Raw genomic sequence first — 22,557 nt, 5'->3', positions numbered from 1 at the left:
AACACCAATCAAGAGATAAACCAATTGCAACGGTATTATAATTATGACATCTGGCTAAGAATCTATTTTAAAATGAATCAAAATAATATTATGTATTAGTTTAATAAATGATTATCTGTAGATAAAAATATTCAACGATGACTCTCTCCAACCGGATAAATAAATATCCGCCTTTTCCCATCAAAAGAATATGAAACAGGATTTGTTTTCGAAATCAAACGCAGTATTTCTTCCAGAGGTTCTTCACGTACGGTAAACGTATAGGCATAATGGTCACTAACCTGCGGATCGACCTCTATCTCAACATTATACCATCTCGACAAATATTTACAAACCTGAGCAAGAGATTCCCTTTCGAATCTCACGGTTTCGGCCGCCCAAGATGCCGCATAAGCGACATCGTCTTTCTCGACACTCAAAGACGAAAGCCTTTTATTGTAAATACCCGTCTGATCAGGTTTCAAGAACGTTTTCTGGTTTTCATCGGTATATAACGCAACCGAACCTTCCAATAAACTGACCAATATGTTTTCTTTACCGGAAAAACATTCTATATTAAATCGTGTTCCATAAACCTGAACATTTAATTGATCGGCATTCACAATAAAAGGTTTATCGGCATTTTTCGTTACAGAGAAAAATGCCTCTCCATTTAGCGAAACCCGACGATCTTTCTCCCCGAAATCATTATTATAGGACAACGTAGTATTGTTATGTAACCATACCTCCGTCCCATCCGGAAGAATAACTTTTGATTTTCCACTTATAGTCGAATATGTCTGTGCTAAACAAGGTTTATCGACAATTTTGACTTTCCATAAAAAAAGTGTTGTCGAAAATGACAAAACAAGCAGGATCGATGCTGCAACGGCAAATATACGCCAATGAGAACGGAAAGAAAAACGTTTAGAACTTTCAGTATTTTGCTGCATCCGTTCCTTCATTTTTGTCCAATAATATTGCGTATCAGGATTATAATCCGAAACTTCTGCCACAATTTCTTGCCACATTTTTTGCAACGAACTGAATATCTCTCGGTTCTTACCCTCCTTTAACCAAATTGCAAATAGTTTTTCTTCTTCATCCGAAGTTTTCCTCTTCAGATGCTTAATAATTAAATACCAAGGAATTATATCTACTTTCATTCTTAAATTCTTATACCATTTACGCATTTAATATTCTCTGTATAAATGTCGTCTTATTAGAATGACACATCAGATAACTCAAACCCTTATCGAAACTTTAATTTTTTACCATATATAAGAATATGTTTCACCAAGGTATTTCCTTATCATCTTCAAAGCCTTGGTTATCTGTGCCTCGACTGTTTTTACCGAAATTTGCATTTCTTTGGCAATTTCCTGATTAGACAAATGTTCCTCTCGACTTTTCCGAAAAACTTCTCCACATTTCTCCGGCAAACTTAAAACCGCCTCCTCAATGATACGATTCAGTTCATTAACCTCAACACTCGTATCCTCTAAATAAGCATCATACCCACTTTCTTCTATGGAACAAGTATTTTTACGATCCCGAATATTATTCAGACATTTATTTCGTGCAGCTTGAAACAAATAAGCTTTAAATGTCAATTTGATCTCTAAAGTAGCTCGGTTTTCCCAAACATAAGTAAATATATCCAGAGCCATTTCTTCTACTTCTTGCTGATTCTTTACATATAGATACATAAAACGACACAATGGCGAGAAATAACGGTCAAATATATATTTGAAAGCTTTCTCATCATCCGCTTTTAATAGATTCAGCAATAAAATATCATTCAATTCATTCTCGGATACCATATTTTTGAATATTTCCACACTATAAGCATAATATATGCCTATTCCCGATCAAACTATGGAGATTTTATTATCGCGATTCAAGGATACTACAGCCCAAATAATCGTACGTCTATTTGTACAAAAGTAATTTATTTTTTCTTTCAATTATTTTTCTTCTTAAAAAAATACACATCAATCACTTAATTAATTATATCTCAATTTATCTTCTCGGTATAAATACAATCCAAATAGACGTACGATTATTCAGACTAAAACAAATATCGAAATAACAGAAAAATCCTGTTCTTGCCAGTAATCTCAACCAAACAAGAACAGGGAATTAATCAACATTTACCAATTGTAGAAATAAAAACAGTTTTTACTTTTTCAAAACAAATTTAATCGGCCCATTTTGCGTTAACTCGTCATGGGTAATGAAATAGCCTTTGATTTTTTTATCGTTCTGATCTACCCGATCTATAAAAATAGCATCAGAAGAAGGTCTTTCCGTTTCTATAATAATCTCTTTCTGTTTATAATATTTAGGATCGAGATGAATTGTTATCCGATCGAATAACGGAGAGGTAAGAGTATAACGAGGCAAGCCGGGACAATCGGGATAAAAACCCATCATACTGAAAACCGCCCAAGCAGACATTGTACCGGTATCGTCATTTCCCGGAATACCATCCGGTTGATTTTTAAAATACTTTTTCAGCAAACGGTTCACTTCTTTTTGTGTCCGCCATTCTTCTCCTTTAAATTGGCTGAACAAATACGGATAAGCAATGTCTGGTTCATTAGCCGGATCATACAATCCTTCATCAAAAACACTCTGAAGTTTATCGATAAAAGGCTTTTTGCCCCCCATAAGCTTTGTCAATCCGGGTATATCATGCGGAACATAAAATGTATAATTCCAAGCGCTACCTTCATGAAAACCGGGATTAGGTTCGAAGTTCTCTCCTTGACGCGGATTAAACGGAGAATAAAAACTTCCATCCGGAAGAATAGGGCGCAATGTACCGAATTCCTTACAATAATAATTTTTATACCCTAAAGAACGGTCATGGAACAACCGGGCATCATCTTTCTTTCCGAGAGACTCGGCAAGCTGAGAAAGGGCAAAATCAGCAATATAATACTCCAAAGCATGAGACACAGAATTATCATACTGTTCTCTTAACGGAACATACCCTTTCCCCAAATAGTCGTCATTATCCGGACGCATCAGATTATCTTTTCCCGGAGTAGTAGCAGACTTTATCATCGCCTCATAAGCCGTATCTATATCGAAATCCCTCAATCCCCGCAACCATGTATCTGTTATCACAGGAATAGAAGGATCACCTTCCATCGTCAGTGTCTCCCGTCCATAAAGCTCCCATTTCGGTAACCAGCCATGTTCTTTATACATGTCTATCATCGTATTGACCATTGCCATCTGTTTCTCCGGATATACAAGAGAAAGAAACTGATGGACATTCCGATAAGTATCCCATAACGAAAACACCGTATAACGATCGCCCTTTGCCGTTTTTATCTGGTCGCTCTCCATTACCGGATATTGCCCGTTGACATCTTGCAGAATATTAGGATGGATCAAAATATGGTATAATGCCGTATAAAAAACGACTTTATCATCATGAGTGCCGCCCTCTACCTCTATTTTCGAAAGTTCTTCGTTCCATTGCTTTCGGGCATCGGCTTTTACCTTCTCAAAGTTAAAACCCGACTGTTCTTTGTCCAAATTCTCCCGAGCATTAGCAATGCTTACGAATGATACTCCTATCTGAACCTCTATTTGTTCTCCGGATTGTGTATCAAATGTAAAAAATGCACCGACATCATCTCCCGACATCTCTTTTCCATAACGTGTGTATAATTTGTACTTTCCGTTATCCTTATCCCATTCGGCTTCTACTCCGGCCATCGGACGTTGTTTTTTCCAATAACCGATCTGTGCCGGACTTTTACTGACCCGCATAACAAAGTAAATAGGGAATACCGCTTGAGGATTATAACAAAACGTTCCCAATAACTTAGAACCTTCTATTTCCCGATCATTTACACGCCGGAGAGTCGCTCCGCTTTCATTGGTAAGTCCTTCTCCCAGATTCATTAAAATATGACTTTTCCCTGCCGGAAAAGTAAAACGGGCAATAGAGGTACGAGGAGTTGCCGAAACTTCTGTCTTAATGTTATATTTTGTCAAGATATTAGTATAATAACCCGGAGACGCAGCCTCATCACGATAAGCACTGCCATACTCTTTATAATCGACATTCAACTCTCCGCAGGTAGGCATCAACAAAAGACTTCCTAATTCGGGACACCCTACGCCACTAAGGTTCACATGCGAAAATCCCGTAAAAAATTTGTTGTAATATTCATAAGGTGTTGACCACCAACGGGCATCTTTATCATACTTATTCGTTTCCGATCCCATCACATTAAACGGAACGACCGACATCAACCCGTTCGGACAAACTGCTCCGGGATTGGTCGTCCCAAAATTCGTTGTTCCGATAAACGGATTAACGAAATCAATAGGCTCCTGAGCCCGTAACCACGACGCGCTCAGGAGCATCAACACTACACATACTACACAAAAACATTTTTTCATAGGGAAGGTATATCGTGATGTCTTATACATACTCTCTATTATTTAAAGATATGAATGCTTTTTTGTAAACTCGACAATTTCCGAAATGTAACCGAAAGCCATAGCGACAACCGTATCTGCAGCACCATAATATACGGCAACCCGTTCTCCGTCCTGCAAAGCTGCACATGGGAACACGACATTAGGAACGTCGCCCTGCAATTCATAAGAAACAGCCGGAGCAAGAAGATAATCCCGTGTACGATACAATACTTTTTCAGGGTTTTCCTTGTCAAGAATAACCGCTCCCATAGAATAGCGAAAACCGTTGCATGTCGTGATTACGCCGTGATAAAACATCAACCATCCCTCGTCAGTAAGGAAAGGAACTGATCCTGCACCGATTTTCGTACATTGCCATGCACTCTCGGGGAATGGAGTAACTTTCATGACGCAACGATGTTCTCCCCAATATTTCATATCCGGACTATAACTCATATATATATCCCCGAACGGTGTGTGTCCGTTATCGCTCGGACGGCTCAACATGGCATATTTACCATTAATCTTTTGAGGAAACAATACTCCATTACGGTTAAATGGCAAAAAGGCATTCTCACATTGAAAAAATTCTTTAAAGTCGAACGTATATGCAATTCCGATCGTAGGTCCGTGATAACCGTTACACCACGTAATCCAATAACGGTCTTCGATCCATGTAACGCGCGGATCATACTTATATTCCGATTCGATCATATTCGTATTTCCGGCTTTAAACCGAATAGGTTCATGATTAATATCCCAGTGAATGCCATCTTTGCTGAAACCGGCAAAAATATTCATTTGCACCGCTTTATTGTCGCAGCGGAATACTCCGGCAAAACCGTCCCCAAAGGGAACGACGGCACTATTGAAAATACTATTCGAGGAAGGAATCTGATAACGTCCTATAACCGGATTTTTAGAGTAACGCCACATAACATCGGTACAACCTTCGGGACGATCTTCCCACGGCATATTAAAAATTTTTTCCATCTCTATCTGAAATTTTTATTGTTAATTTATTTTTCCCAAATTCATGCATTTATTCGGTCTGTCGTCTCCTTCTTATCATTATTATAAGTAAACGGGACAAACCAAGTCACCAGAAAAGCCGGGATTGTAGCGACAAGTACCCAAATAAAAAAATTCCGGTATCCTAACCAATCACTTAAATATCCGCTCATCATTCCCGGAATCATTACACCGAGATTCATAATTCCGGAAGCAAAAGCATAATGTGCCATTTGATGTTTTCCGGGAGCAACCTGCTGCATCATAAATAAGGTCAGACCGACAAAACCGAAACCGTACCCAAAATATTCAAACACGATCGCAGAACCGATAACCCACACATTAGAAGGCTGATATATTGCCAACAACAGATACACGACAAACGGGATATTAAATACGCAACAAAGAGAAAACAATGTCTTTCTCAAGCCGAAAGCAGAAATATAATATCCCGCCAAAATAGATCCCAACACGAAAGCAGCAGCTCCGAAAGTTCCATAGATAATACCTATTTCCTGAACAGGAAGCCCCAATCCTCCCTGATCGATTCCGGCTTTAAGAAAAAGAGGAACAATTTTCATAACATAACCTTCGGCAAAACGATATAAAATAATGAAACAAATATACCAGACTATATACTTCTTCTGAAAAAAGGTACGGATCACTTCCCACAACATATGCATAGCATCTTTTACCGTTCGAACATCGCCTGACGCCGCACCCCCGGAAGGTAACATTCGGACATGATATAAAGACAAGACAACCATTATAGCCGCACAAATGCCCATAATCACCATCCAGGCATGTACTATGCCGATACTGTCCTTTAATGAACCGGCCAAATACACAAGACCTCCATTTGTCAAGATTTTCGCCAGATTATAAAATGCCCCTTGCCAACCTATATACTTAGCCTGCATCGTAGCATTCAGCTCGGTAAGATATACTCCGTCTCCGGCAATGTCATGCGTTGCACCGCTAAAAGCAATCACACCCATAAATGCTATTGCATAACAGAAAAAATCAGGTAGCGGCAATGACAGTGCGACCAAACCGAAAGCCACCCCCGTCACCATTTGGGTAGCAACGACAAAATATTTTTTTGTTTTAAACATCTCCAGAAAAGGACTCCACAAAGGTTTCAATGTCCAAGGGAGCATAATCAAAGACGTCCAGAAAGCAATTTGGGCATTAGACACACCCATATCCGAAAACATAAGTACAGACACCATCGACAAAGCGACAAATGGAAGTCCCATTGCAAAATAGACTGTCGGCACCCAACAGATCGGATTGATAGATTTGTTATCAGACATTATATTTCAAGTTTTAAAATTCGGAATTATGACAATGCCGAATCAATAATTTATTACGGTTTATATACCGAATAAGAATAAGGAAAATCTTCCGGTCGAACCCCTCGCTTCATATTCGGTTTAGCATTCATCTTCAAGGACAATTCTCCACCTGAAGAGATTTCGTCATGCGTTAAATAGTTCCGAGTAAACTTTTTACCGTTCAATTTTGCAGAATCGATATATAAATTCTTATCGTTATTATTACGAGCATCGATCACAAACGCTTTGTTATTCGGCAAATTCAACGTTACCTTTTGAAAAAGAGGAGCTCCTAAAACATATTCGGGTTGCCCCGGACATACCGGATAAAAGCCCATCGCACTGCAAACATACCATGCTGAAGTCTGGCCGTTATCTTCATCTCCGCAATAACCTTTCGGGCCTGAATTATATAATCGGTTCAATACTTCCCGTACATGGTATTGAGCTTTCCACGGCTGACCGATATAATTATATAAGTAAATGGCATGCTGTACCGGCTGGTTACCATGAGCATACTGCCCCATATCCAATGCAACCATTTCGGCTATCTCGTGAATTACAAAACCATACGTTCCCACATTATAATCTGCAGGAGCATTAAACATCGAATCCAGCTTCGCTCCCATCTGTTCATGACCGCCCATCAATTGAGCAAGCCCCTGAATATCATGCATAACACTCCACGTATAATGCCATGACGAACCTTCGGTAAAAGGACCTCCCCACTCTATAGCTCGAAAAGGCTCGATCCATTCCCCGTCTTTATTTTTCGCACGCATAAAACCGCATGAAGGATCAAACAAATTCTTATAATTCTGAGACTTTTTCTCATACGCTTCGGCTATCGATACATTTCCTATAGACGCGGCAAAACGGCTCAAACACCAGTCGCTATAGGCATATTCCAATGTCTTGGCAGTAGCTTCGACATAATCGGGATACGGTACATACCCGAGCTTGTCATACTCTTCAAATCCATTTCGTCCGACAGAAGCCTCCCGACCTTGTGCCTGAGTCTGGTGCACCATAGCCTCTAAAGCCTTTTTTGCATCGAAACTGCGTATTCCCTTCATCCACGCATCCGTGATAAGCGATAGAGAATTATTTCCGATCATACAGCCCCGATGTCCCGGACTCGCCCATTCCGGCAAAAATCCGCTTTCTTCATAACTGTTGACTAAAGCCTGCATAATACGCTCCGAAACTTCCGGATAGACTAACGTAAACAAAGGATGCACAGCACGGAATGTATCCCAGAAACCATTATCCGTGTACATATATCCGGCATGAATTTTTCCATCATAGGGACTATAATATACCGGTTTTCCAGACTTATCGAATTCATAAAATTCCCGGGGAAATAAAAGAACCCTATACAAGCAAGAATAAAAAGTTTTCATCTGTTCCTCATTACCCCCTTCGGCTACGATACGCCCCATCATACTGTTCCACAGTTTTGCAGATTCGATCTTTAAATCAGCGACCGTTTTATTTTTCACCTCCCTGTCAAAATTCAGCCACGCTTGTTCTTCTCCTATAAACGAAGAAGCCACTCGGACAGTCAGCTTTTCACCTTCAGGGACATCGAACTGAAGATAAGCACAAACCCGGTCATGCTCACCGACAAGCTTTCCCGGAAATAAGTCATCATTAATTTGTATCCCCTGATCCTTTATAGGATGGCTGAACTCCAACACGAAATAATTGGCAAAATTAGAAGGAACACCTCCACAATTATTTTTAGTATAACCCGTTACCCTACGATTTTGCTTGTCGATAGCCAAACGGCAACCTCCATGATAAGCATCTACAATAAAATATTGCTCTTTTCCCGGAGTAAACGCTATATCCAAAACAGCTCCGGTACGGGAAGCTGACAGTTCGGTCACAGTTCCGTTATCAAATTGGACTTTATAATAATCGGGACGGGCGATCTCGTTTTTATGAGAGAAGCGGGCTCCCCTATCTTTATAAGAAACTTTTAAGTCTCCTGAAATAGGCATTACCGAAAATGTTCCGTAATCATTTATCCATGGGCTGGGCTGGTGTGTCTGACGGAATCCTCTGATCTCCTCATCGGTATAAGCATATATCCAACCACTACGATTTTCTCCGGTTTGCGGAGTCCAAAAATTTACCCCCCAAGGCACTGCTACTGCCGGATAGGTATTTCCATGTGAGAATTCAAAAGTCGACTCGGTTCCCATCAACGGATTGACATAATCTACAAACTCCCGTGCTTGTAAAGAAACCGTTGTTAATAATATTAATAATCCGGCTATTCCTATTTTTCTCTTCATAGTATAATATTATCGCTTTTATCTATTACTGTTTATGCCCCATTTTGAAGGAGTACTCCCCATATCAAACTCTAAAATACCGCCTGCAACAATATCCTCATGAGTAAAGAACGGCTCTGTCAAAGGATTTCCGTTCAATCTTGCAGCCTGAATATATTTATTCTCGGAAGAATTATTATTAGTCCGTATCGTAAACGTTTTCCCATCCGAAAGATTTATCGTCGTCTCATCGAATAAAGGACGGCCTATCGAATAGACCGGTTTACCCGGACAAACTTGATAAAATCCCATACTATTCAAGATATACCACGCCGACATCTGTCCGCAATCTTCATTTCCGGAAATTCCGGCAGGAGCATTAAAATATTGACTATGCAACACACTATCTACCAATGCCTGAGTTTTCCACGGCTGGTCGATATAATTATACATGTGCAGAATATGATGACTCGGTTCATTTCCATGTGCATACTGACCTATCAGACCCGATATATCGGAAGAAACTGATTCTCCCTCTAATTTAGAACTAACGGTAAACAAAGAATCCAGCTTCTCGGAGAAAGCTTCTTTTCCTCCCATCAAAGCGACCAACCCCTCTATATCATGAGGGACAAACCATGTCCACTGCCATGCCGTACCTTCGCAATAATCATCATTCCGATGATTTGAAGAACGAGGATTAAACGGTGTACGCCATTTGCCTTTGGAGTCTACACCTCTCATAAATCGTGTGCTCTTATCGAAATACTTTTCATAAGCTTTACCTAAAAGACCATACCGAACATGGTTCAACGTATCATTCATCTCATTAGCAAATTGCGAAATACACCAATCGTTATAAGCATATTCCAAAGCCTTTGCCACCGATTCGTTTTCAAAATCACACGGGATATACCCTAAAGTATTCTTATAATATTTAGATTTAGGCATCAGATGCGGCAAAACAAGAGGCGGGCAATGAATCCCGGCCGTATCATATTGTGCAGTCCTTATACATGCCTGATAGGCTGTTTCGACATCGAAGTCGCGCTGACCTTTCATATAAGCATCTACAATTACAGGAACAGCATGGTATCCGATCATTGTTCCGGTATAATTAGAAGCTAAATCCCACATCGGAAAAATTCCGCCCTCTTCATGCTTACGAATTAACGAACGGATAAACTGGTTGTTCAACCCCGGATCTATTATCGTCATTAAAGGATGCAGTGCCCGAAAAGTATCCCATAAAGAAAATACGGTATAAACCGGACGATCGGCAGAGGTCTGGTGTATTCGTAAGTCCATACCCAAATAACGACCATCAACATCGGCAAACAGATTCGGAGCGACAGCCGTATGATATAACGCCGTATAGAATATCTTTTTTTGATCCTCGTCTTTGGTCGAAATATCTATTTTAGAAAGATATCTTTGCCAATCCGAAGAAGCCTCTTTCCTGACCATATCAAAATCCCAATCCGGCAACTCCACTTCGACATTTCTCCTAGCACCTGCCATGTCGACACCCGAAATACCGACCTTAACAAGCACCTTCTCTCCTTCAGATGTCGCAAAGTGCAACAATACCTTTGATTGAGGTATTTTATTATCAGTACCCGGTATCATTACCGAATCCGTCACCAGTTCATACGTAAAAGGCTTTGAAAATTCAGCATAAAAATTGATATACTGGTCAAAAGCCCAATAAACCGTTTTTTTACGTCCCCTTATTTCAGTATCGCTGATTACCTCGATCTGCATTTCTTCATTTTTCTGACGCTGCAAACTATAATCAAAATCCAATATAAATCCGGCCTTCTCACTTTCGGGGAAAGTATATCGATGAATTGCAGCACGTTTAGTAGCCGTAAGTTCGGCTTTCACTCCATAACGGTCGAGAAATACAGAATAATATCCCGGAACTGCCGTCTCATTCTCGTGAGAGAAACCCGAAGCATAAGCCTTGCGCTGACTGTCCAACGGCTCTTGTTCATATTGTTGTTCACCCACCGTCGGCATCAAAAGAACATCTCCATAATCGCCACATCCGGTACCACTCAAATGAGTGTGGGAAAAACCATTGATCGTACTGTCGGAATAATGATAACCTGAACAGGCATCCCATTGATAAATACGAGTATCGGGACTGGGTTGGATCATCCCGTGCGGAACAATAGCTCCCGGAAACGTATGCCCGTGATCTCCGGTTCCTATAAAAGGATTGACATATTGAGTATAACCCGAAATATCCTTATTCTGAATAGAGCAAGAAGTTATTCCTAATAAAAAAACGACAACCGGTATGACCGAATAAAAATAGTGTTTCATAAATATGGTATTATCTCTATCTTTTTATTATAAGACGCATCAAAATATCTTATCCCCTACTCGGGAACTGAAATTTCCTACAAAAACATCTATATTATTAAAACGCTTAAATGTCCGAAAACACTAATTCGAATTACAATTTATATATAGACAAATTAACACGAGAAAAACAGACACCCTGATGATAAGCATTTTTCAGAAAATTTTATCCCATAAAAAAAGTTCCCGGAAATTCTTCCGGGAACTAATCAAAACATTTGCTGTGACAATATCATAAACCGCCTTTAAACAAAATAACCTCAGCCATATATGTAAATGCCCCTGCCAAATAACCGCATAATGCCAAAAGAGAAATATGCCTCAAATACCACACAAAATTAATGCGTTCCAGCCCCATCACGACAACTCCAGCAGCCGAACCAATGATCAGCATACTGCCTCCTACTCCGACACAATAAGAAAGAAACTCCCAAAAAATACCGTCTTGCACAAAATATCCCATATATGCGGGATCAGATACAGAAGAGAGAATTGTCGGATCTACGATCGGGTACATTCCGATAGAAGCAGCAACTAACGGAACATTATCTACAATAGAAGACAATGCACCCAGCAATATATTAATCACATAAACATTATGGACATTTATATCAAGCCATTGAGCCGTACTTGTCAATATTCCGGTCGCTTGCAATACGGCAACAGCCATCAAAATACCCAGAAAAAAGAGAATTGTCGGTATATCTATTCGTTTCAGGACTTTCGGGACACGACATTGATGTGCTTCGTCTATCATTTTACGATTATACATTATCTCGGTAAAAATCCACAAAACACTTAAAGAAAACAAAATTCCGATAAAAGGAGGTAATGAAGTCACGGCTTTAAACAACGGAACAAAAATCAGCCCGAGAATACCTAATATCAATATTAACCGTTTCTCTCCGAAAGAGACAAAATCGCTATGAGTTTTGACCGTTGTATCGACCGGAGCTAATGTTCCTCCTAACATGCGAGAAGCAAATATTAAAGGTACGATCAAAGAAACCATACTGGGCAGCAAAACAAACTTGACCAATGCCGATGTCGTCACATTTCCTTTGACCCATAACATAATAGTCGTAATATCACCTATCGGAGACCACGCTCCGCCACTATTCGCCGCAATAACGATCATACTGGCATAAAGCCAGCGCTCCCGCTGATCACTGACCAACTTTCTCAACAACATAACCATAACAATCGCCGTAGTCAGATTATCAAGAACGGCTGACATAAAAAATGTTATGAATCCGAGAATCCATAGTAGTTTTCGCTTCTTACGGGTCGTAATACGGTTAGTAATGATAGAAAAACCGCCGTGAACATCGATCAGTTCGACAATTGTCATAGCCCCGATCAAGAAAAATAAAATCTCGGATATGTCCCCTAAATGCTCGATAACCTTAACATTGACAATAAAATTAAGACATTGCTGCGCTAAAGGCAAAGATTGAAGAGTCGTAGAAGAAGCCAGATAATGACTTAACTCTTCGGCATCCGCCACCGGAACTATAGACTCTGCTCCGAAAGCATACAAAACCCATAATAACATCCCTAATAAAAGAGCAACAGCAGCTTTATCTATTCGTAACGGATGTTCGAGAGCTATCGCCAAATAGCCGATAATAAAAATAGTAACAATCGCTAATAACATGGTATTTATATATATTAAGTAAAACAAATATGAACTTCAATTATTTAAGGTCTGACAAATGTAGAAAATTTTATTCCACCATCTGACAGAATAAGAAAAAAACACTACAAAAACGAGAGAAAAGCTTTCACTATCCTCTCGTTACCATTCTATTTATATCTATTTTTCCCGCATAAATATATTTATCGGTGTTCCTCTAAAATTCCATTTACTACGAATCTTATTTTCGAGAAATCTTTTATAAGGCTCTTTAACCCACTGCGGCAAATTACAGAAAAAAATAAAAGTAGGGACAACCGTATCTTTCAACTGTGTCACATATTTTATTTTTACATATTTCCCCTTATGCGCAGGAGGCGGATAATTCTCTATAACAGACAACATTTCTTCATTGAGTTTTGCTGTTGGAATCCGCATCATACGATTCTGATAAACTTCAGCCGCAGATTCCAAAACTTTAAATATTCTCTGCTTGGTAAGAGCCGAAGCATACACGATCGGGAAATCAACAAAAGGAGCAAAACGCTCACGAATAGCCGACTCAAACTCTTTTATCGCCTTATTGGATTTGTCTTCTACCAAATCCCACTTATTTACACAAACGACCAACCCCTTTTTATTTTTCTGAATAAGGGAAAAAATATTCAAATCCTGACTTTCTATCCCCCGTGTCGCATCAATCATCAAAATGCAAACATCGGCACTTTCTATAGCCCGAATAGAACGTATGACAGAATAATATTCTATATCTTCGGTCACTTTCCCTTTTTTCCGGATTCCGGCCGTATCTACCAGATAAAAATCAAACCCGAATTTATTATAACGAGTAAAAACCGAGTCTCGTGTAGTACCGGCTATATCCGTTACAATATAACGATCTTCTCCGATAAAAGCATTTATGATAGAAGACTTTCCGGCATTAGGGCGTCCCACAACGGCAAAACGCGGAATATCGTCCTCCACCGTTTCTTCCTCCTTTTTCGGGAAACGAGCAACAATATCATCAAGCAAATCACCAGTCCCAGAGCCGTTGATAGCCGACAATGTATACGGGTCTCCCAATCCGAAAGAATAAAATTCTGCAGCAGCATATTGCCATTCATTGCTATCTACTTTATTGGCAACCAGAATTACCGGTTTTTTCGTCTTCCGTAAAATAGACGCAACATGATCATCCAAATCCGTTCCTCCGTGCATGGCATCTACGACAAACAGAATAACATCGGCTTCCTCTATTGCAATAGCTACCTGCTTATTGATCTCTTCCTCAAAAATATCATCCGAATTTACAACCCAACCGCCGGTATCTATAATAGAAAATTCTTGCCCACACCATTCGACCTTACCGTACTGTCGGTCTCGTGTCGTTCCGGCAACTTCATTTACAATTGCTTTTCTCGACTTTGTCAGACGATTGAACAGAGTCGATTTCCCCACATTAGGACGTCCGACTATAGCCACTATATTTCCCATAATTCCTCCATTTTTTATTAGATTAACCGACTTCCCGTCGGGATGGTCCGAGATTCGTATCAATCGAGTTGATACCCGAAACTCTTCAATTTATTTTCTTTATTACGCCAGTCTTTCTCCACCTTTACGTACAATTCGAGATATACTTTCTTTTCAAAAAAAGCCTCAATATCTTTTCTTGCCAAAGTTCCGACCTTTTTCAATGCACTGCCTCCCTTTCCTATAACGATACCTTTTTGAGAATCTCTCTCGACATAAATTATCGCCATAATATGAATATGTCCTTCATCTTCCTTAAATTGCTCTACGGCAACCTCCACAGCATAAGGGATCTCTTTATCATAAATCTGCAATATTTTTTCTCGGATTATCTCCGTAACAAAAAAACGGGCAGGTTTGTCCGTCAAAGAATCTTTCTCAAAAAACGGAGGAGAAGGAGGCAAAAGTTCCTGAATCCGTTTCAGTAAATAATCAAGATTAAATTTATATTGGGCAGAAACCGGTATTATCTCAGCATTCGGCAACAAAGAGTGCCATTCTTCTACCAAACGCTCCAGATCTTTCTGATCTTTTAACAAATCGACCTTATTGATCAACAGCAAGACTGGCACAGACTGAGAAGCCACACGATCCAGAAAACCCTGATTCTTTGTCGGCATCTCCACTACATCTGTCACATACAGCAATATATCCGCATCTACCAAAGCCGATTGGGAAAAATTCAACATAGACTCCTGCAACTTGTAGTTCGGAGACAACACTCCAGGAGTGTCCGAATAAACAATTTGCATATCATCGGTATTCACAATACCCATAATACGATGGCGAGTTGTCTGGGCCTTAGAAGTAATGATAGAAATTCGCTCCCCTACCAAAGAATTCATCAATGTAGACTTCCCGACATTAGGATTTCCCACTATATTCACAAAACCGGCCTTATGCATAATTCTGATTTCTAAAGTTTCTTGAACAAATATAATAAAAACGATCAACAGAATCTCATCTATCCCTCGTTTTTCATCCTTAACAACCCTGGAATAAGAATGTTGGGTTAAATTGACTCAACATTCCTTAGAATCTGTTTAACATCTTACTTAAGGTAAAATAAAACGATTCTCAACAGGTTTTAAGAAGCCGTCTAAACAGGCCTCTAATAAACATTGCCTTAGGAGGGAAATGCCGAACATAAAAATACGCTAAGCTGCGCACAACAGAATGAGCGTTACTCGGCGTATCTTATTAATTGTAAAAATGAATATATTATTTCGTATCGTAAGCCCATTTCAGGTAAACTGCTCCCCAAGTAAATCCGGCTCCGAATGCTGTCAATACAAGGTTATCTCCTTTTTTAAGCTTACTTTCCCATTCAGAGAGACACAAAGGTATAGAAGCTGCACTTGTATTTCCATATTTCTCAATATTCATCATCACCTTTTCTCGGGCAATCCCCATCCGATCTGCAATAGCTTCGATAATCCGAGCATTTGCCTGATGCGGAACAAACCAGTCTATCGTATTAAGATCTAAATCGTTTTTGCGCATAATACTCTGAGAGACCTCTAACATATCCGATACCGCATGCTTATATACTGCACGTCCTTCTTGATACACATAATGTTCTTGATTATCGATCGACTCATGCGTAGCAGGATAAGCAGAACCGCCCGCTTTCATAATCAAATGCGGCAAACCGATTCCATCGGTATGCAATTCCGCATCAATAACACCTAAAGCTTCATCTGAAGGTTCGAGCATTACCGCCGCTGCAGCATCTCCGAACAAAGGACAAGTAGAGCGATCTGTATAATTCGTCATAGAAGACATCTTCTCTGCCGATAAAACGATCACCTTTTTATACAACCCGCTTTTAATATATGCCGCCCCAGCCTGTAATGCTACCAAAAAACCGGCACACGCAGCCTGTATATCATACGAAAAACAATGCTTTAAACCAGACTTTTCCGCAATAATCGATGCCGTAGAAGGGAAACGATAATCCGGATTAGAAGTGGCGCATATTACTAATTCTACGTCGTCGGGATGAACCGACGTCTTTTTCAATAATTCATTTACAGCCCGATATCCCAATTCTGAAGAACCGAGTCCCTCGCCTTTCAAGATACGACGCTCCTTAATCCCTACCCGGGTGGTAATCCACTCGTCATTGGTGTCTACCATAGAAGATAGCTCTTCATTTGTAAGGATATAGTCCGGAACATAAGAGGCTACACCTGTAATTATTGCATTTTTTATATCCATAGTCAGTAAATAGGCAAATTAAAAAAATGCCCTAAACCTTCCTATTTAGGGCCAGATCTTATAAGCTCGCCGATTGCCGTCTGGCAATTTAAACAGCAGCTTCTTTTTCGATAGCTAATTTACCGCGATAGTAACCGCATTCACCGCATACTGTATGATAAATATGCCATGCACCGCAGTTAGGACATACTGCCAATGTAGGAGCTACAGCCTTATCGTGAGTTCTTCTTTTAGCTGTTCTTGTCTTCGATTGTTTTCTTTTAGGATGTGCCATTTTCTTATTACTTTTAATTATTATCTATTAATTTCTTCAACTCGTCCCATCTCGGGTCTGTTTCTTCATTTGTCATATCGTCCGCATCAGATTCGTCATCAAAAATCCCGTTATCATCTTCATCTCCATCATCGGCAGAGCGAGCAGAATGTTTTTTCAATTTCATACTCATAGTCTTATTACACTTCCCTGCCGGATGCACATGCTTCAACGGAATAGTCAATGCTATAAACTCATACAAAAACCATGCAATATTGATTTCACCTTCGGCTTCGGGAACGATAACCACGTCATCATTCTCCTCACTATATTCACTTCCGAACTTCACATACAAATGTTCATTCGTAGCAACCTCAAAATCCATATTGTCAAGACATCGATCACAAGGAATTAAAATAATCCCGTTAATCGCAAATTTTAATTCGAATGTTCCCCCTGTCCTTTTTACCGACAGAGCCACATCTACTGATCCTCTCTGCACTTCCGGACCATCGATATTCTTAAAGAATTGATCATCCAAGTGGTACTCATAATTTTGAGTTCCTTCAGGCAGACTTTTTAACGGTATCTTATATAAATTGAACTTTCCCAATGATTACAGACGTTAAAACCCTGCAAAGGTATAAAAAATAATCTTTACCCGTCAAATTTTCGCCTGTTTTTATTGCATCTTTGCAAAAATCAACACAATAAACATATTTTAATCAGGAAAAATTTATATACCCGAGCACCGTCAAGAACGCTTCAGCTCTATCCTGAAAGTAGTTCCCTTTCCCGGCTCGGACTCCTTAACATATATACGCCCTTCATGATACTCTTCGATTATACGTTTTACCAAAGTCAATCCCAATCCCCAACCCCTCTTTTTAGTCGTATATCCGGGATTGAATACCGTTTTGAATCGTTTGCGAGGAATACCTTTTCCCGTATCTCTTACATCGATATAGCATTTATCTTTATCTGCTTGTAACGAAACATCAATACTTCCTTCTCCATCCATCGCATCAATTGCATTCTTACACAAATTTTCAATAACCCACTCCAATAGAGGCAGACAGTACATTCCTCCGATAGGCTCTTCCGGCAGATGCGTCATTAACTGTACTTTATTTGAAATCCGTCGGCGCATATAATCTGTAGCATTCACCAGTACCTCATTTATATACATAAACTTCATCTCCGGTTTCGATCCTATTTTCGAAAATCGCTCGGCAATAACAGACAAACGCTTTACGTCTTTACCCATATCATTTAACAAATCCTTATCTACACCGTTCAGCTCCAACAGATCAAGCCATGCCAATAAAGACGAAATAGGAGTACCTAATTGATGAGCGGTTTCCTTCGACAGTCCCACCCATACTTTATTTTGTTCCGCTTTCTTACTACTCATTAACGCTAAATAAGCAATTAATATAAAAAGCAGCATAACTGCCAATTGAATATAAGGGAAATAAGAAAGGCGCTTAAGTAAAATAGAATCATCATAATATAAATATTGACGTGTATGCTCATCGATATAAATTTCTATTTTATTAGATCCCGATTTAAACTCTTCGAGCTTTTTTCTCAAATAAATATCCGGAGATTTTTCAGGAATCTTCAAGTTTAATATCTGACGAATACTATCTTGTTCGTCGGCAACAATCACGGGGATAGAGGTATTGCTTTGAATAATCTTCAAAATCAAACCCATATCCATATCGGTATCATTACTCGCCACCTCTCGTGTCGCTTCTGCCCAGATCTCCATCTTATTACGCTCCTCCACAGAAAGATCTGCAACCAACTGATTCGATATATACAAAAAAATACCCACCAGTAACATAGAAACCAAAAGGAACACTATTTTTACTTTCTGACGGGCATCATAAATATTCTGCATCGTAATTTCAATTAAATATACATTGTTAAAACGCTATAAACCGAAAAATATTGTTGCAAACCAAATATACGAAAAAAGCGTGTTCCCAGAACAGAAACACGCTTCTCTATATCGATTAACACCTCAAAAATTATTCAGCATTCAATGTGATACGTTTAAATGCCGTAACAGTCAAATCCTTATTATGAGATTTAAGATACTGCTGAATAGATTCTTTCGGCTCTTTTACAAAAGCTTGTTCGAGCAATGTCGATTCTTGGAAGAATTTATTAATACGTCCTTGAGCAATCTTATCGAGCATTTCTTCTTTCTTGCCTTCTTGACGAGCTTTATCCTTTGCGATTTCCAATTCCTTTGCAACAACATCAGCAGGAACTTCATCACGGCTCACCGAAATAGGATTCATTGCCGCAACTTGCATAGCCACATCACGAGCTACTTGATATTCAACTTCAGGAAGATTGAACCCTACGATAGTAGCCAATTTATTTCCCGGGTGAATATAAAATATTGTAGAAGGAGCTTGTACAAACTCATAGAAACCGAGTTCCATTTTTTCTCCGGTAACACCACTACGGTCAACGATCAAGTCTGCAATAGAACGCCCATCTATAGTCAAAGCTTTCAGAGCTTCAAGATCTGCAGGTTTATTCTCCAATGCAGCATCCAAAATCGATTGAGTCAAAGCAACGAAATCTTTATTTTGAGCAACGAAGTCTGTCTCACATTTCAGAGCGACGATCGCAGCGAAATCTCCTTTTGTTGCAGCCAATACACAACCTTCCGAAGCTTCACGATCTTCACGTTTAGCGGCAATAGCCTGACCTCTTTTACGGATAATTTCCATTGCTCCGTCAAAATCTCCGTTAGCTTCATTTAATGCATTTTTGCAATCCATCATACCTGCTCCTGTCATTTTACGAAGCTTGGTAATATCTGCCATTGTAACTGCCATATATTTTTCTCCTTTTAATTGATTATTAAATTTAATACACAAAGAGTAAGTCTCGATACAAAACGAAACTCACTCTCTGTTATAGACTGAATGTTAAATATTTATTATTCTTCAACGTCTTTCATGAACTTTTCGGCAACGTTAGCATTCAATGCTTCGTCATCCTCCTTTTTAGTTCTTTCTTTTTTCACAGCGCGAGTTTTTCTCTCTTTTTTAGGAGCTTCGCCTTCTGCAGCTTCAACATCTACTTTTTCAGCTTTTCTTTCTTCAAGACCTTCAGCAATAGCACCACATACTGCACCGAGAATAACCTCGATAGATTTTGTAGCATCATCGTTTGCCGGAATAACAAAATCGACATTCGAAGGGTCAGAATTCGTATCTACCATAGCAAATACCGGAATACCCAAACGATTCGCTTCACGCACAGCAATATGCTCTTTCATTACATCGACAACAAAAAGAGCCGAAGGAAGACGGGTCAAATCAGCAATACTGCCCAACGTCTTTTCAAGTTTAGCACGCTGACGAGTCACTTGCAATTTTTCACGTTTCGACAAATTGTCGAAAGTCCCGTCTTTAGTCATTTTATCGATAGTAGTCATTTTCTTAACAGCCTTACGAATCGTAGGGAAGTTAGTCAACATACCACCAGGCCAACGTTCAATAACGTAAGGCATATTTACAGCAGCAGCTTTATCAGCGACTACTTGTTTAGCTTGTTTTTTAGTCGCTACAAAAAGCACCTTTTTACCTGATTTCGCAATCTGTTTCAGTGCAGCAGCAGCTTCATCGACTTTAGCAACTGTTTTATAAAGGTCAATGATATGGATACCATTGCGCTCCATAAAAATATAAGGAGCCATTGCCGGGTTCCATTTTCTTTTCAAGTGTCCGAAGTGAACACCGGCTTCTAATAATTGGTCAAAATTTGTAATAGACATTTTTTCTTTTTTTTAGTTCGTTTACATTCTACTAATTCAATTGCAGGGTAATCTTCCATTGAGTAAACCTCTGAGACAGAGTCCCGGCAATTTGGATACTAAACGCTGAATACTTGCCGCGAGAAAATAAGCAAAAATATTAACGTTTGCTGAACTGGAATCTCTTTCTCGCTTTCGGTTGTCCCGGTTTCTTACGTTCAACAGAACGAGGATCACGAGTCATAAATCCTTCGGCTTTCAATGCCGGTTTATCTTCAGGATTAATTTTTACCAATGCACGGGCAATTGCCAAACGCAACGCTTCTGCTTGTCCCTTGAAACCTCCGCCGTCCAAATTTACTTTAATATCATATTTTTCAGCTACACCCAGTTTGTTCAACGGTTGTTTTACAACATACTGAAGAATACTTGAAGGGAAATATACGGCAAGATCTCTTTTATTGATAGTGATAACACCTGTTCCTTCGCTTACGAATACACGTGCAACTGCAGCTTTTCGTCTTCCTATTGCATTAACTACTTCCATACTGCTTATTTAAGAGAATTTATATCAATTGTTTTAGGTTGTTGTGCTGCGTGCGGATGTTCCGATCCTGCATATACATATAGGTTTCTCAACAATTGAGCTCCCAATTTATTCTTAGGCAACATACCTTTTACTACTCTATTAAATAATTTCGCTTCGCCTTTCTTAATCAATTCAGCAGGCGAAGTTTTTTTCTGACCACCAGGATAGCCTGTAAAATTCAAATACACACGATCTGTCCATTTATTTCCGGTCAAAATAACTTTATCCGCATTGATAATAATTACATTGTCACCACAATCTACGTGCGGAGTATAGCTCGGTTTATATTTGCCTCTCAATAATTTGGCAACCTTAGCCGACAAACGTCCCAACACCTGATCGGTTGCATCTACTACAACCCATTCTTTTTGTACAGTTGCTTTGTTTGCAGAAATGGTCTTATAACTTAAAGTATCCACTGCTTAAAATTTTTATTTGTTAATTACTTAAAATGCACATAGCTAACCCCTCTTCGGACACTGAAGCGGAAGCTATCTACTAAAATTTTCTCAAACTTTGATAATAATCGGCTCGCAAAGGTACGGTTTTTATCTGAAAAACAAAACTTTTCACAGAAAAAAGAAAGGATATTATTCAACCCTAAAAAAATAAAGAAGTCCAAATATCAACATTCAGACTTCTTCTCTTTATAGTAAACTCTATCAATTAAAAAAAACTGCACCAGAAATAAGCATACTAAAAAACTTAAATGCAACTTATAAATAAGCTTTGAACAAATTTAATAAGATACTAAGAAAGCCCTATAGAGCATCTAAAATTACATATTAATAGATGAATATATAAAAAAGAATGCTGCAATATATACTCTTAAAAAAACATAATAACATGAACTTTCCCAAAAATCATCTTTTTCAAGAAGACAAGAATATCTACTCCTTGATCTCCGGACAAGGGAGAGGATGATACAAAGGGGAGAAAGAGGGGGGGATAAAAAAGGGGAGACGATTTTTTCTCGTCTCCCCCTTCCTATCTAAAATCGGCGGCTACCTACTCTCCCACTTTTACGCAGTACCATCGGCGTGGTCAGGCTTAACTTCTCTGTTCGGTATGGGTAGAGGTGGATCCCTGACGCTATAACCACCTGAATTTCCTT

General features: G+C 39.3%; 18 protein-coding genes and 1 rRNA gene. All 19 read right to left on the bottom strand.

Annotated elements, in window-relative coordinates:
- Positions 1 to 131 precede the first annotated feature (131 nt).
- Complete coding sequence (locus QUE35_RS10280) at positions 132 to 1,145, bottom strand: FecR family protein (protein WP_031258221.1); 1,014 nt, start codon at positions 1,143 to 1,145, stop codon at positions 132 to 134.
- Between the two features lie 105 nt (positions 1,146 to 1,250).
- Complete coding sequence (locus tag QUE35_RS10275) at positions 1,251 to 1,802, bottom strand: RNA polymerase sigma-70 factor (protein ID WP_022389900.1); 552 nt, start codon at positions 1,800 to 1,802, stop codon at positions 1,251 to 1,253.
- A 358-nt stretch (positions 1,803 to 2,160) separates the two neighbouring features.
- The gene (locus QUE35_RS10270) at positions 2,161 to 4,371 is read right to left on the bottom strand and encodes a GH92 family glycosyl hydrolase (RefSeq protein ID WP_022600269.1); all 2,211 of its coding nucleotides are present in this window, start codon (positions 4,369 to 4,371) and stop codon (positions 2,161 to 2,163) included.
- Between the two features lie 78 nt (positions 4,372 to 4,449).
- A complete protein-coding gene (locus QUE35_RS10265; RefSeq protein ID WP_009319210.1) occupies positions 4,450 to 5,421 on the bottom strand; it encodes a glycoside hydrolase family 130 protein in 972 nt (323 codons plus the stop codon).
- A gap of 41 nt (positions 5,422 to 5,462) precedes the next feature.
- Entirely contained in the window at positions 5,463 to 6,755 is a 1,293-nt protein-coding gene (locus QUE35_RS10260) for an MFS transporter (protein ID WP_022600267.1), read from the bottom strand.
- A gap of 53 nt (positions 6,756 to 6,808) precedes the next feature.
- Positions 6,809 to 9,079 carry a GH92 family glycosyl hydrolase gene (locus QUE35_RS10255; RefSeq protein ID WP_022600265.1) on the bottom strand — a complete coding sequence of 757 codons (2,271 nt, stop codon included), beginning with the start codon at positions 9,077 to 9,079 and terminating at the stop codon, positions 6,809 to 6,811.
- Between the two features lie 18 nt (positions 9,080 to 9,097).
- The gene (locus tag QUE35_RS10250) at positions 9,098 to 11,389 is read right to left on the bottom strand and encodes a GH92 family glycosyl hydrolase (protein ID WP_022600263.1); all 2,292 of its coding nucleotides are present in this window, start codon (positions 11,387 to 11,389) and stop codon (positions 9,098 to 9,100) included.
- A 271-nt stretch (positions 11,390 to 11,660) separates the two neighbouring features.
- A complete protein-coding gene (nhaD, locus tag QUE35_RS10245; RefSeq protein WP_022389896.1) occupies positions 11,661 to 13,085 on the bottom strand; it encodes a sodium:proton antiporter NhaD in 1,425 nt (474 codons plus the stop codon).
- Between the two features lie 159 nt (positions 13,086 to 13,244).
- Positions 13,245 to 14,558, bottom strand: coding sequence for a ribosome biogenesis GTPase Der (der, locus tag QUE35_RS10240; RefSeq protein ID WP_009319216.1), 1,314 nt, complete (start codon positions 14,556 to 14,558; stop codon positions 13,245 to 13,247).
- 59 nt (positions 14,559 to 14,617) lie between these two features.
- Positions 14,618 to 15,502, bottom strand: a complete 885-nt coding sequence (era, locus tag QUE35_RS10235; protein ID WP_009319217.1) for a GTPase Era — start codon at positions 15,500 to 15,502, stop codon at positions 14,618 to 14,620.
- A 316-nt stretch (positions 15,503 to 15,818) separates the two neighbouring features.
- Complete coding sequence (locus tag QUE35_RS10230; protein ID WP_009319218.1) at positions 15,819 to 16,817, bottom strand: beta-ketoacyl-ACP synthase III; 999 nt, start codon at positions 16,815 to 16,817, stop codon at positions 15,819 to 15,821.
- Positions 16,818 to 16,905: 88 nt separating this feature from the next.
- Positions 16,906 to 17,091, bottom strand: a complete 186-nt coding sequence (gene rpmF, locus QUE35_RS10225) for a 50S ribosomal protein L32 (RefSeq protein WP_009319219.1) — start codon at positions 17,089 to 17,091, stop codon at positions 16,906 to 16,908.
- A gap of 13 nt (positions 17,092 to 17,104) precedes the next feature.
- Entirely contained in the window at positions 17,105 to 17,683 is a 579-nt protein-coding gene (locus tag QUE35_RS10220; RefSeq protein WP_009319220.1) for a YceD family protein, read from the bottom strand.
- 141 nt (positions 17,684 to 17,824) lie between these two features.
- Positions 17,825 to 18,976, bottom strand: a complete 1,152-nt coding sequence (locus QUE35_RS10215) for a sensor histidine kinase (protein WP_009319221.1) — start codon at positions 18,974 to 18,976, stop codon at positions 17,825 to 17,827.
- 130 nt (positions 18,977 to 19,106) lie between these two features.
- On the bottom strand, positions 19,107 to 19,931 hold the full coding sequence (gene tsf / locus QUE35_RS10210; protein WP_009319222.1) for a translation elongation factor Ts: 825 nt from the start codon (positions 19,929 to 19,931) through the stop codon (positions 19,107 to 19,109).
- Between the two features lie 104 nt (positions 19,932 to 20,035).
- A complete protein-coding gene (rpsB, locus tag QUE35_RS10205) occupies positions 20,036 to 20,875 on the bottom strand; it encodes a 30S ribosomal protein S2 (RefSeq protein ID WP_022389892.1) in 840 nt (279 codons plus the stop codon).
- Between the two features lie 139 nt (positions 20,876 to 21,014).
- Positions 21,015 to 21,401, bottom strand: a complete 387-nt coding sequence (gene rpsI, locus QUE35_RS10200; RefSeq protein WP_009319224.1) for a 30S ribosomal protein S9 — start codon at positions 21,399 to 21,401, stop codon at positions 21,015 to 21,017.
- Between the two features lie 5 nt (positions 21,402 to 21,406).
- Positions 21,407 to 21,862 (bottom strand): 50S ribosomal protein L13, encoded by a 456-nt coding sequence (gene rplM / locus QUE35_RS10195; RefSeq protein ID WP_009319225.1) that lies wholly within the window; start codon positions 21,860 to 21,862, stop codon positions 21,407 to 21,409.
- Positions 21,863 to 22,438: 576 nt separating this feature from the next.
- Positions 22,439 to 22,549, bottom strand: a 5S ribosomal RNA gene (gene rrf, locus QUE35_RS10190).
- Between the last annotated feature and the right edge of the window lie 8 nt (positions 22,550 to 22,557).

Origin of the sequence: Coprobacter fastidiosus (assembly GCF_030296935.1) — a bacterium.
Lineage (GTDB): Bacteria > Bacteroidota > Bacteroidia > Bacteroidales > Coprobacteraceae > Coprobacter > Coprobacter fastidiosus.
Note: the sequence above shows the minus strand (reverse complement) of the source record. Positions and strands in the feature narration are given on the sequence as shown.